At 75.2% G+C, this 15,713-nt stretch carries 9 protein-coding genes; 2 read left to right on the top strand and 7 right to left on the bottom strand.

Annotated elements, in window-relative coordinates:
• Window positions 1-63 precede the first annotated feature (63 nt).
• The 6 genes from K6T13_RS15275 to K6T13_RS15300 form a co-directional block, all read right to left on the bottom strand.
• The gene (locus K6T13_RS15275) at window positions 64-1,113 is read right to left on the bottom strand and encodes a coiled-coil domain-containing protein (RefSeq protein WP_222895392.1); all 1,050 of its coding nucleotides are present in this window, start codon (window positions 1,111-1,113) and stop codon (window positions 64-66) included.
• Window positions 1,110-2,519, bottom strand: coding sequence for a coiled-coil domain-containing protein (locus K6T13_RS15280; protein WP_222895393.1), 1,410 nt, complete (start codon window positions 2,517-2,519; stop codon window positions 1,110-1,112). The genes K6T13_RS15275 and K6T13_RS15280 overlap by 4 nt, the downstream gene beginning before the upstream one ends.
• Before the next feature lie 86 nt (window positions 2,520-2,605).
• Window positions 2,606-3,178, bottom strand: coding sequence for a TlpA family protein disulfide reductase (locus K6T13_RS15285; RefSeq protein WP_222895394.1), 573 nt, complete (start codon window positions 3,176-3,178; stop codon window positions 2,606-2,608).
• A gap of 46 nt (window positions 3,179-3,224) precedes the next feature.
• Window positions 3,225-3,923, bottom strand: coding sequence for a sortase domain-containing protein (locus K6T13_RS15290; RefSeq protein WP_222895395.1), 699 nt, complete (start codon window positions 3,921-3,923; stop codon window positions 3,225-3,227).
• 4 nt (window positions 3,924-3,927) lie between these two features.
• Window positions 3,928-9,201 carry a beta strand repeat-containing protein gene (locus tag K6T13_RS17600; RefSeq protein ID WP_222895396.1) on the bottom strand — a complete coding sequence of 1,758 codons (5,274 nt, stop codon included), beginning with the start codon at window positions 9,199-9,201 and terminating at the stop codon, window positions 3,928-3,930.
• 167 nt (window positions 9,202-9,368) lie between these two features.
• Window positions 9,369-12,107, bottom strand: a complete 2,739-nt coding sequence (locus tag K6T13_RS15300; RefSeq protein ID WP_222895397.1) for a helix-turn-helix transcriptional regulator — start codon at window positions 12,105-12,107, stop codon at window positions 9,369-9,371.
• 132 nt (window positions 12,108-12,239) lie between these two features.
• On the opposite strand from K6T13_RS15300, the gene K6T13_RS15305 reads away from it, so the two are divergent.
• Together K6T13_RS15305 and K6T13_RS15310 are read left to right on the top strand one after the other, a co-directional pair.
• Window positions 12,240-13,322: a class I SAM-dependent methyltransferase gene (locus K6T13_RS15305; RefSeq protein WP_222895398.1), complete on the top strand. Its 1,083-nt coding sequence runs from the start codon at window positions 12,240-12,242 to the stop codon at window positions 13,320-13,322.
• A complete protein-coding gene (locus tag K6T13_RS15310) occupies window positions 13,319-15,439 on the top strand; it encodes an alpha/beta hydrolase (protein ID WP_222895399.1) in 2,121 nt (706 codons plus the stop codon). Before K6T13_RS15305 ends, K6T13_RS15310 begins: the two co-directional genes overlap by 4 nt.
• Here the strand turns inward: K6T13_RS15310 and K6T13_RS15315 are convergent.
• Window positions 15,436-15,702, bottom strand: coding sequence for a MerR family transcriptional regulator (locus tag K6T13_RS15315; protein ID WP_249423815.1), 267 nt, complete (start codon window positions 15,700-15,702; stop codon window positions 15,436-15,438). The two genes, K6T13_RS15310 and K6T13_RS15315, sit on opposite strands and share 4 nt — an antisense overlap.
• Window positions 15,703-15,713 lie beyond the last annotated feature (11 nt).

Here is a 15,713-nt window from a genome sequence, read left to right on the forward strand (position 1 = left end):
GTCGGTCGTACCCACGCAGGGGAGAACCACCGGGCGGGCCGGTGGATTCCCCGCGGGGTGTGATCAGGCCTGGCGGCCCTCGGCGGGCTCGCCGACCTCCTCGGCCTGCTCCGCATCCTCGACCTGCTCGCCGTCCGCCTCCGGGGCTGCCTCGGGCGCGTCGGGCGCCTGGGCCTGGACGGCGGCAGCACCCTCGGGACCCTCGTCGCCACCGGCGGCCTCGGGCACCTGGTCACCCAGGAACGCGGCCGGTGCGGCACCGGTGAGGGTGGCGAGCATCTGCCGCACGTTGGCGAGCTGGGAGTTGATGGCGTCGCGGCGCTGGCTGGCGGCGGCGAGCTCGCGCTCGGAGTCGGCGCGCACCCGGGCGGCGGTGGCCTTGGCCTCGGTGACCAGCGTCGTCGCCTGCTCCTGGGCCTCCTGCACCATCCGGCGGGCCTCCTTGGTGGCCTCGGCCCGCTCCTGGTCGGCCTCCCGGCGCATCCGCTCCACCTGCTGCTCGAGCTCCTCGAGGCGGCCGCGGTTCTCCTCGGACTGCATCGCGAACTCCTCCTCGGCCAGCTTGCGGCGGTGCGCCAGCGTGGTCTCGAAGTCGGCCGCGGCCTTGGCGGCCCGGGCGCGCTGGTCCTCGTAGACCGCCTCGGCCTCCTGCAGCCGGGCCGCGGCGTCACGGTCGGCGGTGTCGAGCCGGTCGTCGGCGGCGCGCTTCGCGTCCTCGAGGATCCGCGCGGCCTCGGTGTCGGCCTCGCTGCGCCGCTGGGCGGCGTAGTGGTCGGCCTCGTCGCGGGCTGCCTGCGCGGCGGTCGAGACCTCCTGCTGCGACCGGGCGGCCTGCTCGCGGGCGTTGGCGAGCAGCTCGGCGGCCTCCTCGTCGGCCAGCGCCAGGATCTGACCGACCCGCTCCCCGAGGTGGGCGAAGGAGGACGAGTCGACCGGCGCCTGCTCCCCCTCCTCGCCCCGCTGCTGCTGCGCCTCCTGGAGGCTCGCCTCGAGGGCGTGCGCCCGGCGGCGGGTGGTGTCGAGCTCCGCGGTGAGGTCGGCCACGACCCGGTCGACGTCGGCCGGCTCGTAGCCGCGGCGGGCGATCCGGAACTGGGGCTGGGTCTCGCTCATCGGTGGTCCTCTTCCTGCTGCTGGTGGTCGGGGGGTGGGTCGTGGGGGGTGTCGGGCTCGGGTACGGCGAGCGCGGCGATCACACCGGAGAGCCCGCTGAGCTCCTCGGCGATCTCGTCACGCTGCTTGGTCAGCACCGCGACCTCGCTGCGCGCGTCCTCGAGGAGGGTGCGGGCACGGGTGCGGATGTCGTCGGCCTCCTCGCGGGCCTCGGCGACGGTGCGGGTCGCCTCCTCGCGAGCCGAGCGGAGCTCGTCCTGGGCGGCCCGCTGGTTGCGGATGACCTCCTGGGCGACCCGCTCGCGCAGGATCTTGGTGCTGCTCTCGGCCTCCTCGAGGCGGCGCGCGACCCGCTCCTCGGTGGCCTGGGCGCGGGCCTCGGCGGCCGAGTCGATGCGGGCGGCCGAGGCCTCGGCCTCGGCGACCACCGCGGCGGCCCGGGCGGCGGCGGAGGCCATCAGCTCCTGGCCGTCCTCGTCGAGCTCGGCGACCCTGGCGTCGGCCTCGGCGACGGCCTCCTCGAGCCGGCGGCGCAGCCGGCCGATGATGGCCTGCACGTCGCGGCGTACGGCGCGCAGGTGGGTGGCCGCGGCCTGGTGGCCGGCGGCGCGGGTGCGCTCGGCCTCGAGCTCGGCCGAGCCGAGCACGTGGGCCATCGTCTGCTGGGTCCAGGTCATCTGGTCTGCCGCGGCGGCCAGCGTCTGCTCGGCCTCCTTGCGGGCCTCGAGGACCAGCTGGTCGGCGGCGGCCTGGGCCTGCTCCTCCACCGTCCGGGCGCGGGCGGTGAGCTCCTCGGCCTCGCGGGTGGCGTCGTCGCGCAGGCCGGCAGCGGCCTGCTCGGCCTCGGCCCGCAGCGCGGCGGCCTGCTCCTGGGCCTCGCGGACCAGCCGTTCGGCCTCCTCCTGCGCAGCGTTCTGCGCTGCGGCGAGCTCGGCCTCGTGGTCGGTGGTGCGCTGCTCGACCTGCTGGCCCGCCTCGGCGAGCAGCCGCTCGGCCTCCGCGCGGGCCTCGGCCACCAGGGAGTCGGCCTGCTCGCGGGCCTCGGCGTCCGCGCGGGCGAGCCGGTCTCGCTGCTCGGCCTCGGTCTGCTGCAGCTCGGCGAGGGTCTCGGCGCGCTGCTGCTCCACCGCCTCCATCAGCGCGGTGGCCTGGTCGCCGGCGTCGGCCACCAGCTGGCGGGCCTCCTCGCCGCTGGCGGCGATCTCGGCGCGGGCCGCCTCCAGCGCGTGGTCGGCGTCCTCGCGGTCGCGGGTCACCTCGTCGTGGAGCCGCTGGGCCTCCTCGAGCAGCTCGGCCGCCCGGGCCTTGGCCTCCTCGACGGTACGCCGCGCCTCGGCGTGGAGCTCGTCGGCGACCTGCTGCGCGTGCTGCAGCAGCGCAGCGGCAGACGTGTCCTGTGCAGTCATGCGGCGACTCTGATCAATCCGAGAGGGGTGACGGGCTGGGCTCAAGTTACCTCCACCGAGGGCTGAGGTCACCAGCAGCGTCGAGATCAGGCCTCGGTCCGGGCGAGCGCCGCGAGGACCTGCTCGCGTCGGGGTGCGCCGGCTGCCCGGGTGACCTCGTTGCCGGCCGCGTCGAGGACCAGCGTCGTGGGGGTACGGCGCACACCGACCCGACGCACCAGGTCGAGGTGGTGCTCGGCGTCGATCTCGACGTGGGTGACCCCGGGGACGGTCTCGGCGACGTCGTGGAGCACCCGACGGGTGGCGCGGCACGGCGCGCAGAAGGCGCTGGAGAACTGCAGCAGCGTCGCGCGCTCGCCGAGCTGGTCGGCGGAGAGGATGGGGTCTTCGGGGGAGGGCCGGTGGTTTCGAGGCTCGGGCGCGGGGCGCCCTCGCACCTCAACCTCCGGCGACCCCGCACGCCCTTGCACCTCGACCTCCGGGACCGGCGTACCGGCGGGTGCCGGCGTACCCGCGGGGGGTGCCGCGTCGGCGGGGGACTGCTCGAGACCGCGGACGCGGTGGGTGCCGCGGAACCGGCCGTCGGTGAACCCGCGCCACAGCGCGACGGCCACCACGAGCAGCAGGCTCGCGACGAGGACCCAGGCGCCGGTGGTCATGGCAGCCTCAACACTCCCACCGCGGCCCCTTGTTCCGTGGCGTGGGTCAGACGGTGGACTCGACGCTGCGCAGGTGGCCGAAGGCGACCAGCCGGTCGTCGGTGTGGAACAGCTCTGCGCAGGTGGTCAGCGTGATCAGCCGCTCCCCCACCCCGGCCGGCGGCTCGACCCGGCCGTCGGGGCTGACCGGCCTGGGGTCGGTCACCCAGCCGTCGCTGAACCGCACGGTGAGCTCGTCACCGCCGGTGTCGAGGACGTACGTGAACCGGTGATGGGCGGTCTCCACCACCACCTCGTCCCCCGGCTCGAGCGCCGGCAGCTCCGCGAACGGCTCGCCGTGGGTGACCCGGTGGGCGGCGACGACGAAGTTGCCGCGCTGCCCCGGCCCGGCCGTCCCCTCGAGATGGCCGATGCCGGCGGCGAGCACCTCCTCGGAGCTGCCGGCGAGGAGGGGTACGGCGTAGTCCTCGCCGAACCGCGGGATCCGCACCACCGCCGAGGCCGCCGACCCGGCCGCGCCGACCCGGTCCTCACCCCCCTGCCAGGCGGTGGCGAGGTCGTCGACGATCGCGGTGTGGCGCCGCTCGCTGACCCAGCTGCTGCCGACGTACTGCCAGCCGGCCCAGGCCAGCACCCCGACCCCGGCGAGGGCGAGCGAGGCCCCCGACCACACGACCACGCGCCGGCCGCCGGCCCGGACGGGCCGGGCGGCGCGGTGGCGTGGCGTGTAGCGGGTACGGGTCATCGGCTCAGCCGGTCTGCTCCCGACGCCGTCGCCCGGCCACCAGCAGCAGCGAGCCGAGGGCGAGCAGCCCCAGCCCGGCGCCCGCCACCAGCCGTGACGGGCCGCCGGTCTCCGGCAGGGCGGGCGGCTCGGCCGCACCGCCACCGGCGACCGCCGTCGGGGTGGTGACGCTGTCGTCGGGCGAGCTCAGCCAGCTGCCGAGCACGTCCGCGCGGGCGTACGCCGTGTTGTCGACGCTGCCCTCCCGGACCTCGGCCTTGGTGATGACGTAGGGCTCGGTCGCCCGGCACAGCGTCGACTGCCCCGGCTCCAGGGTGGTCGTGGCACACCGGACCTTCGCCAGCTTGGGGTCGCGCACCCGCACGTCGCGGGCGATGACGTTGCCGGTGTTGGTGACCGTGAACGTGTAGAGGATCGTGTCGCCCGCGTCGACCCGACCGTTGTCGTCACGGTCGACCGGCTCACCGGCCCGCTTGTCGAGCGCGAGGCTCGCCTGCGGGGTGTCCACCGGCGTGCTGGTGCTGTCGTCGTTGGACAGCACGTCGCCGCCGTCGGGGTCGGTGCCGGTGGCCACGGCCACGTTGACGACCTTGCCGTCGCGCTCGTCGGCCCGGGTGATCTCGTAGGCCGCGTCGGCCGCGCAGTCGGCGCTCTCGCCGGGCAGCAGCCGCACCGGTGCACAGGTCACCGCACCCACCAGCGGGTCGTCGACGGCGATGCCGGCGACCGGCACGTTGCCGTCGTTGGTGACGGTGAACGTGTAGGCGATCGTGTCACCGGCGTCGACGATGCCGTCGCGGTTGGCGTCGGCCGGGTCGGCCGCGTGCTTCTCCAGCGTCAGCACCGGCGCCTGGGCGGTCACCGGGGTGTTGGTGGAGTCGGGGTCGGAGGCGACCGGTCCGCCGTCGGGGTCGGTGCCGTGGGCGGTCGCGGTGTTGGTCACGACCTCCGCCGCGACGTCGTCGTCGGTGACAACGTAGGCCGCGTCCGCGGCGCACGCCGTGCTCGCGCCCGGGGCGAGGGTGGTGTCGTCACAGGTCACCGAGCCCGCGCGGGGGTCGTCGACCGCGACTGCGGAGACCGGCACGTTGCCGTCGTTGGTGACGGTGAAGGTGTAGGCGATGGTGTCGCCCGCGTCGGTGATGCCCGACCCGTTGACGTCCACCGGCTCGCCCGCGGTCTTGTCCAGCAGCAGCGCCGGCGCCGGTACGTCGGTCGGCGTGGTCGTGGAGTCCTCCGGCGAGAGCACGTCGGCGCCGTCGGGGTCGACGCCCTCGGCGCGCGCCTCGTTGACCACCTCGCCGGCGAGCTCGTCGGCCTCGGTGACGACGTACGCCGCGTCGGCCGTGCAGCTGGTCGACGCGCTGGGCGCCAGGCTGGTGTCGGCGCAGGTGACCGCGCCCGCCTTCGGGTCGACGACCGCGATGCCGGTCACCGGGACGTTGCCGTCGTTGGTGACCGTGAACGAGTAGGCGATCGTGTCACCCGCGTCGGTCAGGCCGGAGCCGTTGACGTCCACCGGGGTCCCGGCCGTCTTCTCCAGCAGCAGCGAGGGTGCCGGCACGGCGGTCGGCGTCGTGGTGCTGTCCTCCGGCGAGGTCACGTCGCCGCCGTCGGGGTCGGTCGCCTGCGCGTGAGCGGTGTTGTCGACCGAACCGGCGGTCTCGTCGGCGCCGGTGACCTCGTAGGGCGCGTCGGCCACGCAGTCGGTGGCCTCGGCCGGCGCCAGGGTGGTCACGTCACAGGTGACCGGGCCCGCGAGCGCGTCGACCACGGTCAGGCCCGAGACCGGCACGTTGCCGTCGTTGGTGACCGTGAACGAGTAGGCGATCGTGTCACCGGCGTCGGTCAGGCCCGAGCCGTTGACGTCCACCGGCGTACCCGCCGTCTTCTCGAAGGCCAGCGACGGCGCCGGCACGGCGGTCGGCGTCGAGGTGGTGTCCTCCGGCGAGTCGACCCGGACGCCGTCGGGGTCATCGCCCCGGGCGACCGCGGTGTTGTCGACTGAGCCGGCCGTCTCGTCGGCCTCGGTGACGACGTACGCCGCGTCGGCCGTGCAGTGCGCGGAGGCGGCAGGGGCGAGGCTCGTGACGTCACAGGTGACCGCCCCGGCGAGCGGGTCGACCACCCGGAGGTCGGTCACCGGGACGTTGCCGTCGTTGGTGACGGTGAACGAGTAGGCGATCGTGTCGCCGGCGTCGGTCAGGCCCGAGCCGTTGGTGTCCACGGGGGCGCCGGCGGTCTTGACCAGGGCCAGCGACGGCGCCGGCACGTCGGTCGGCGTCGAGGTGGTGTCCTCCGGCGAGTCGACCCGGTCCCCGTCGGGGTCGTCACCCCGGGCGACCGCGGTGTTGTCGACCGAGCCAGCGCTCTCGTCGGCCTCGGTGACGACGTACGCCGCGTCGGCCGTGCAGCTCGTCGACTCGGTCGGCGCGAGCCGGACCGCGTCGCAGGTCACCGCGCCGACCAGCGGGTCGACCACCCGGACGTCGCGGACCGGCACGTTGCCGTCGTTGGTGACCGTGAAGGAGTAGGCGATCGTGTCGCCCGCGTCGGTCAGCCCGGACCCGTTGACGTCCACCGGCGTGCCGGCGACCTTGTCCAGGGTCAGGGCCGGCGCCTGCGCCGTCACGGGGGTGTTGGTGGTGTCGGGGCCGGAGGTGACCGCACTGCTGTCGCCGGCGGGGGTGCCCGACGCCGTCGCGGTGTTGGTCACCACACCGGCCGTCTCGTCGTCGGCGGTGATGACGTAGGCGGCGTCGGCCGCGCATGCGGTGTCGGCACCCGGGGCGAGGGTCGTGGCGTCGCAGGTGACCGGGCCGGCCAGGGCGTCGTCGACGCCGACGCCGCTCAGGGTGACGTTGCCGGTGTTGGTGACGGTGAAGGTGTAGGCGATGGTGTCACCGGCGTCGGTGATGCCGGACCCGTTGACGTCCACCGGGGTGCCGGCGACCTTGTCCACGGTGAGGGACGGGTCGGCGGCGGTCACCGGGGTGGAGGTCGAGTCGGGCGCGGAGACCACGTCGGCGCTGTCGGGGTCCCGCCCGGAGGCGACCGCGGTGTTGTCGACGCTGCCGGCGAGCTCGTCGTCGGTGGTGACCGTGTAGGGGTCGGCGGTGCAGCTGGTCGACGCGGTGGGCGCGAGCGCGGTCTCGGCGCAGGTGACGCCGGTCAGCCGCGGGTCGCCGACGGAGATCCCGCTGACGGGCACGTCGCCGGTGTTGGTGACGGTGAAGGTGTAGGCGATGGTGTCGCCGGCGTCGGTCAGCCCGTTGCCGTTGACGTCGACCGGGGTGCCGGCCGCCTTGTCGAGGGTCAGCTCGGGGTTGGCGGTCTGCACGGGGGTGGAGGTCGAGTCGGGCTCGGAGGTCACCGGCTCGTCGTCGGGGTCGAGGGCCCGCGCGGTGGCGGTGTTGTCGACACTGCCGGCGTTCTCCTCGGCGACCGTGATCGTGTGGGGGCTCGCGGTGCAGCTGGTCGAGGCGCCCGGGGCGAGCACCGTGTCGGTGCACGTGACCGCGCCCAGCTTGGGGTCGTCCACCGCGACGGCGTGGAGGGTGACGTTGCCGGTGTTGGTGACGTCGAACGTGTAGCTGATCGAGTCGCCGGCGTCGGCCTTGCCGGAGGCGTTGTCGTCCTGGGGGGTCCCGGCGACCTTGTCGAGCAGCAGTCGCGGCCGCTTCGGCAGCGGGGTGCTGGTGGCGTCGGGGGCCGAGGTGACGTCGGCCAGCGAGGAGTCGGCCGGCTGGCCCGTGGCGGTCGCGGTGTTGTCGACCCGGCCGGTGTCGATGTCGGCCTGGGTGACGGCGTACGCCGCGGCGGTGCAGGTGACCGACGCGGTCGGCGCGAGCGTCCCGGCGGGGCAGGTGACGGTGCCGACCAGCGGGTCGCTGACGGAGACGGCGGCGAGGTCGACGTTGCCGGTGTTGGTGACGACGAAGGTGTAGTCGACGGTGTCACCGGGGCTCGGCCGGCCGTCGTTGTCGGCGTCGACCAGCGTCCCGGCCTGCTTGTCCAGCGCGACCGCCGGGGCGGAGAGGGCGTTGGTGAAGGTGCAGACGACCGCGGCGCCCTCGTGGCCGCCCCACGGCATCGTGAAGGTGCCGGTGGAGCCGGTGCCGCTGGCCACGACCGTGTCCCCGGCGTTCTCGTCGACGCACCGCCAGGTGCTCGTGTAGCCGGAGCCGGTGCCGCTGCCGGACTGGCTGACGGTGTAGGTGGTGTCGGGGAGCCCGGGGATCGGGCCGACGACCTCGCCGGGCTCGGTCTGCGGCCCGGGGTCGGTGCCGGTGGTGGTGGCGGTGTTGCCCTGGCTGATGCCGCCGCCGGTGACCGTGAGGGTGACCTGGTGGCCGGGGGCGGAGCGTCCGTCGGGGAAGCTGCCGACCACCGACACGGTGCTGGGGGTGGCACAGGAGCCGAGGTCGACCGAGCCGGTCTGGGAGAAGGCGTTGGTCGAGACGACCGCGCCGGAGCTCGGGTTGATCTGGTAGATGTTCGCGCCGCTGGAGACGTAGAGGTAGCCGGTGCCGGAGTAGGCGATGCCGTTGATCGCCTGCGGTGCCGGGATGTCGGAGATCTTGGTCGCGGTGATGGTGATCGCGGGACCGGTCGCGGGCATCGGCTGGTCGACCCTGGAGAACACGCTGCTGCCGGCGTTGCCGGCCACGACGTAGAGGCGACCGCGGCGGTCGAAGGCGAAGTCGCCGTTGGCGCCGTTGTTGGGGATCGTGCCGGTGGCGACGAGGCCCAGCGACGTGGCGGTCGCCGGGTTGAAGCCGTAGACGTTGAGGGTGCTGCCGCTCAGGCCCCCGTAGTAGTAGATGCCGGAGATCGGGTCGATCGCGCCGTGCGTGGTGGCGGCGTTGGCGACGCCGGCACCGAGCTGGGCGGTGGTGTCGGTGGCCCGGTCGTACCGGTAGACGGCGCGGCCGCTCCCCGTGGTGGGGATGACGCCGATCGCGTGGGAGCCGTCGCCGGCGATGCCGAGACCGTTGAGGTTGTTGGTGTTGCCGGCGATGTCGAACTCGCTGCCCACCGAGGACTGGGTGCCGGTGTCGACGTCGACCTCCCACAGGTTGCGCGGTGCCTGGCCCTGGAGCGAGTAGACGTTGGGGCACTCCAGCGCCGGCAGCGCCCACGCCTTCGGGGCAGGCAGCGCGACGGCGTCGACCACGGCGAGACCCGCGGCCGTCAGCGCGGCGGCCAGCAGCAGGCTGCCACGCCGCCGCCACGGGGTGGTCTGGCGCGGGTGGACGGTCCGGGGGTGGTGGCTCACGGGGGGCCTTTCCGAGGTCGACGCGGGGGGTCCGAGACAGCACGGCGCGCGGTCCCCGGGGGACGCCCGGGCGGCCGCGCGTGGCCATCGTGGGTGGGGAGGTCGGTAACAGGTTGGTGAATCGCCCAGCCGTGGACGAAGGGACCAGACGAAATGGTCCGAACGGACTAACCCGTCGGGGTGGAGGACCGGTCGGCCATCGCCGCGGCGAGCTCGGTCCGGGAGCGGATGCCGAGCTTCTGGTAGACGTGCCGCAGGTGGTACTCGACGGTCTTCGGGCTGAGGAACAGCGCGCCCGCCGCCTCGCGCGTGGTCCGGCCCTCCGCGAGGAGCTGGGCGATCTGCCGTTCCTGCGGGGTGAGCTGCTCGACCGGGCCGAGGTCGCGCCGCTGCGCGGTCTCGCCGGTGGCCTCGAGCTCCTGGGCTGTCCGGTCCGCCCAGGGACGGGCACCGAGGTCCTCGAACGCCGACAGCGCCTCGCGCAGCGGCGGCCGCGCGTCGACCCGGCGGCGCTCGCGCCGCAGCCGGGCGCCGAGGGCGAGCCGCGTGCGGGCCGCCTCGTAGCGGTCGGGGGTGCCCGCGTGCAGCTCCAGCGCCTCGGCGAACGCCGCCTCCGCCTGCTCCGGGGTGTCCGCACAGAGCCCGCGGGTCCGGGCCGCACGGGCCAGCGCCCACGCCTCGCCCTTCTGCTCGGCCAGGCCGGCGTGGGCTGCGGCGCGCTCCGCGGCCTCTGCGGGCCGCCCGAGGTGGAGCAGCACCTCGACCAGCTCGGGGGTGCAGGACTGGTCGGGGTCGGCGAACCCGGTCCCGGCCAGCAGCGACTCGACCCGCTCGTAGGGCCCGACCGCCGCCGCGGGGTCGCCACGGCCGGCCGCCAGGTCGCCGCGGGCCGCAGCGGCCCAGAGGCCCGCCACCCGGACGGTGTCGCGCTCGGCGATCCCGGCCGCCTCGGCGGCGTACGCCTCGCAGGGCTCGGCCCGACCACGGCGCGCCTCCAGCACCGCCAGCCCGGCCAGCGCCATCGCCAGGTCGTTGGTCTGCCCGGTCTCGCGGGCCAGCCGGATGCCCTCGGAGTACGCCGACGCGGCGTCGTCCCAGCGGTCGGTCGTGGCCGCCTCCCGGCCCAGCTGCATCAGCAGCAGCGGCAGCGACCCGAGCGCCGCCCGGTCGCGCAGGTCCCCCATGGCGCGGATCACCGCGTCACGCACCGGGCCGCGCTCACGCACCCACAGCGCGCCCTGCAGCAGCAGCGGGTGGCGGAGCAGGTCCTGGTCGGAGGCGGTCCCCGCCGCGACCGGGGCCAGCGCCTCCCGGACCCGGTCGACCCCCTCGGCCCCGCGCCCCGACACGACCAGCGCCATCCCCGAGGCCATCCGGGCCAGCGCGACCACGTCCGCGTCGGTCACCGTCTCCAGCAGCCGGTCGAGCGCCGTGCAGCACCGCGTCGCCGCCGCGGCGTCGGCGAGCAGGAACGTCGCGTGGACGGCGTCGGAGTAGAGCGACACCGCCAGCGCGGGATCCGCGTCCGCCGCCTCGGCAGCGGCCGCCAGCAGGGTCGCCTGCGCCTCGGGCAGGGACCCCGCGCGGGTCAGCACCGCGCCCCGCAGCTGCTGGGCCCGCACCCGGGCGTCGGGCGCGGTCGCGACGGCACGGTCGGCGAGGTCGAGCGCCCGCTGCGGCCACCCGGCCAGCCAGGCGCCGTACGCCGACTCCACCAGCAGTCCCGCGCGGTGCGCCGCGGTCCCGGCCAGCTCGGCGGCCCGCTCCAGGGCGGTCGCGGCCACCGCGTGCGCACCGCGGCTGGTGGCGGTCCGGGCCACCGACTGCAGGGTCGTGGCGGTGTCGTCGTCGGGCGCCACCGCGCTCTGGGACAGGTGCCAGGCCAGCCGCTCCGGCTGGGTAGGTGGCACCACCGCGGCCAGGGCCCGGTGGACGTCGCGGCGCACGGCCGGCGGGGCCGCGCCGTACACGGCGGAGCGGACCAGGGGGTGGCGGAACTCGACGCGGTCCTCGCGCACCGAGACCAGTCCGGCGTCGACGGCCAGGGTCAGGGTGGGCGCGGCCACGCCGAGGGAACGGGCGGCGTCGAGCACCCGCACCAGGCTGCTGCCGTCGGTCGCGGCCACCAGCAGGGTGGTGCGGGCGTCGTCGTCCAGGTCCCGTGTCTGGTCGAGGAAGGCGCGACCGACGGTGACCGACACCGGCAGCGGCAGGTCGGCCGGACCTGGCCCGAGGTCGGCGTCGCGCAGCTCCAGCAGCGCCAGCGGGTTGCCGCCGGTGGCGTGGTGCAGCCGGCGTACCCGGTCCTCGGGCGTCTCCTCACCGAGCAGGGTCGCCGCAGCGGGGAGGTCGATCCCAGCCAGGTCGAGCCGCGGCAGCGGCGACCACGCCTGCTCCGGCTCGCCGGGCCGCAGCGCGACGAGGACCGCGACCGCGTCGGAGGTCAGCCGCCGGGACGCGAAGACCAGCGCGTCGGCCGACGCCTCGTCGAGCAGGTGGCCGTCGTCGACCAGCACGGCCAGCGGCCGGTCCTCCGCAGCCCGGCTCAACAGGCTCAGCGCCGCCGCCCCCACCGCGAACCGCGTGGGGACCGGTCCCGGGTCGGCGTCCCCCAGCAGCAGCGCGGACCGCAGCGCCTCGGACTGAACGCCGGGGACCTCGTCGAGCAGCGGCAGCAGCGGCGCCAGCAGCTGGGAGAGGCCGGCGAAGGCCAGCATGCGCTCCGCGTCGACACCCTGCGCCCGCAGCACCCGCATCCCTGTCGCCAGCCCCGCCGCGTCCTCGAGCAGCGCGGTCTTGCCGACGCCGGGCTCCCCGGACACGACGAGGGCCCGACCCTCGCCGACCCGGGCCCCGGCGAGGAGCTCCGCCAGCGCCCGGCGCTCCAGGTCCCGCCCGACCAGCACCCGCCCACTGTAGGTCCGACCGGGGACCGGCTCGACGGTCCACGACCAGGGGGGTCACCTGATGCGACCCGGCGTCCCTCGTTCCTAGGTTCGGCCTCCTGGACCACACACCACCACTGGGAGGGAACCACCATGACCGATGTGCAGCAGCGCCCCACCGAGATCGACGTCGACAAGCTGATGGGCTTCGTCTTCCGCGCCGTGGACGAGGTGGGCGCGACCCTCAACACCGCGCTGGTGGTGATGGGCGACCAGCTCGGCTACTACCGGGCGATGGCCGACGCCGGTCCCGTCACCCCGACCCAGCTCGCCCACCGCACCGACACCTCGGAGCGCTACGCCCGCGAGTGGCTCAGCGCCCAGGCCGCGGGCGGCTTCGTCAGCTACGACGCCGACGCCGGGAGCTTCGAGCTGCCCCCCGAGCACGCCGTCGCCCTCGCCGACGAGTCGTCGCCGGCGTACCTGCCCGGGTTCTTCCAGATCGCCCTCGGCACCGCCCGCGACGCCGACCGGGTGCTCGAGGCGGCCCGCAGCGGCGCCGGCCTCGGCTGGCACGAGCACCACCACGACGTCCACGAGGGCTGTGAGCGGTTCTTCCGGCCCGGGTACGCCGCCCACCTGGTCGCCGAGTGGCTGCCCGCGCTCGACGGCGTGGTGGACCGGCTGCGGAGCGGTGCCCGCGTGGCCGACCTCGGCTGTGGCCACGGCGCCTCGACGATCATCATGGCCCAGGCCTTCCCGGAGTCGACCTTCATCGGGTTCGACTACCACCCCGCGTCGATCGAGCAGGCCCGCGCCCGGGCCGCCGAGGCCGGCGTCGGCGACCGGGTGGACTTCGAGGTCGCGACGGCCCAGGACTTCCCCGGCGACGGCTACGACCTGGTGACGACCTTCGACGCGCTCCACGACATGGGCGACCCCGTCGGCGCCGCCCGCCGGGTGCGCGCCGCGCTGGCCGACGACGGCACCTGGATGGTCGTCGAGCCGCTCGCCGGTGATGCCCTGCAGGACAACCTCAACCCCGTCGGGCGGGCCTACTATGGCTTCTCCACGCTGCTGTGCACCCCCGCGTCGCTGTCGCAGGACGTCGGACTGGCGCTCGGGACGCAGGCGGGCCCCGCGAGGCTGCGGGACGTGGTCACGACGGGCGGGTTCTCCCGCTTCGCCAAGGTCGCCGAGACGCCGTTCAACATGGTGCTGGAGGTCAGGCCGTGACCCCTGCCGTCCGGGCACGCGAGCCCGACTCCTCCGGCACCGTCGTCCGCGACGGGGTCGGGCTCGCCTGGGAGGTCTTCGGCGACGGCGACACCACGCTGCTGCTGATGCCGACGTGGGTGATCGTCCACTCGCGCTTCTGGAAGGCGCAGGTGCCCTACCTGGCGCGCCACTTCCGGGTGGTCACCTTCGACGGCCGCGGGAGCGGCCGCTCCGACCGGCCGAGCGGCGCGGCGGCGTACGCCGACCGGGAGTTCGCCGCCGACGCGGTCGCCGTGCTCGACGCGACCGGCACCGACCGGGCGGTGCTGGTCGCGCTCTCGGCCGGGGCAACCCACGCCGTGCACGTGGCCGCGCGCCACCCCGACCGGGTGCTCGGTCTCTTCGCGATCGGGCCGTCCTGCCGGTTCGGGGCCTATCCCCGCGACGCCGACTGGGACGCCGACCTCGAGGATCACGCGGGGTGGCGGACCTACAACCGGCACTACTGGACCGAGGGCGGCTACGACGACTTCCTGCACTTCTTCTTCGGGCAGATGTTCGCCGAGGCCCACTCCACCAAGCAGATCGAGGACTGCATCGGCTGGGGTCGCGAGATCGACCCGGTGACCCTGGTCGACACCGTCTGCGGCCGGATGGGCACCGACGGCGCCGAGACGGAGCCGCTGGGGCCGTTGTGCGAACAGGTCCGGTGCCCGGTCACGGTCGTCCACGGCACGGACGACCGGGTCGTGCCGGCGTCGGTGGGCGAGGAGCTGGCGCGACGTACGCGCGGCTCGCTGGTGCTGCTCGAGGGCACCGGCCACGGACCGCACGCGCGGCAGCCGGTGAAGGTCAACCACCTGATCCGGGAGTTCGTGGCGGGGATCCGGCCGCCGGTGACCCGACGGACCTGGCCGGCCGCCGCCTCACGCCGTCGGCGGGCGCTCTACCTCTCCTCACCGATCGGGCTCGGGCACGCCCGCCGCGACCTCGCGACCGCGCAGGAGCTGCGCAAGCTCCACCCCGACCTCGAGGTCGACTGGCTCGCCCAGCACCCCGTGACCGCGGTACTCGAGCAGGCCGGCGAGCGGATTCACCCGGCCTCGCGGTGGCTGGCCAACGAGTCGGCCCACATCGAGCACGAGGCCGGCGAGCACGACCTCCACGCCTTCCAGGCGATCCGGCGGATGGACGAGACGCTGGTCAACAACTTCCTGGTCTTCGCCGACGTGGTCGCCGAGGAGCACTACGACCTCGTCATCGGCGACGAGGCCTGGGACGTTGACTACTTCCTCCACGAGAACCCCGAGCTCAAGCGGTTCCCCTTCGCCTGGCTGACCGACTTCGTCGGCTGGCTGCCCATGCCCGACGGCGGCGAGGAGGAGGCACGGCTCACCGCCGACTACAACGCCGAGATGCTCGAGCAGCGCGCGCGGTACGCCGCGGTGCGGGACCGGTCGGTGTTCGTGGGCAACCCCGACGACGTCGTGGCCGACGCGTTCGGGCCCGGCCTGCCGCGGATCGACGACTGGGTGCGCGGCCACTTCGACTTCGCCGGCTACGTGACCGGCTTCGACCCCGCGTCGGTGGCCGACCGCGGCGCCCTTCGAGCCCGGCTCGGCATCGAGCCCGACCGCCCCTACTGCGTGGTGACCGTCGGCGGGTCCGGCGTGGGGCAGCCGCTGCTGCGCCGGGTCCTCGACGCCGTCCCCGCGCTGCGGCGCGAGGTGCCGGGGATGCGCGTGCTCGTGGTCGGCGGGCCGCGGATCGACCCCGCCTCGCTCCCCCGTCGGCGCGGGGTGACGGTGCGCGGGCACGTGCCCGACCTCTACCGGCACCTCGCCGCCGCCGACATCTCGGTCGTCCAGGGCGGGCTCACCACCACCATGGAGCTGACCGCGGCCCGCCGGCCGTTCGTCTACGTGCCGCTGCGGCACCACTTCGAGCAGAACCGCCACGTGCGGCACCGGCTCGAGCGCTACGGCGCCGGCCGCTGCCTGGACTACGACGCCGCGGCCGACCCCGACGCGTTGGTCGAGGCGGTCGTGGGCGAGATGGGTCGCGAGGTCGACTACCGGCCCGTGGAGAGCGACGGGGCCGCCCGGGCGGCTCAGCTGCTCGCGGACCTGCTCTAGGCGTCCAGCCGGGCGCGCAGCCGGCGTACCTCCTCCTCGAGGGCGAGCACCCGCGCGATGCCGGCGAGGTTGAGGCCCTCGGCGAGCAGGTCCCGGATCCGGTGGAGCCGGTCGACGTCGTCGCGGCTGTAGCGCCGGGTGCCGCCGTCGGTGCGGGCCGGCTCGACCAGCCCGTGGCGCTCGTAGACCCGCAGGTTCTGGGCGGGCATCTCGACCATCTCGGCCACCACCGAGATGGCGTAGACCCCGTGCGACCGCGCCACGGCGTACCTCC

Origin of the sequence: Nocardioides coralli, assembly GCF_019880385.1 — a bacterium.
Lineage (GTDB): Bacteria > Actinomycetota > Actinomycetes > Propionibacteriales > Nocardioidaceae > Nocardioides > Nocardioides coralli.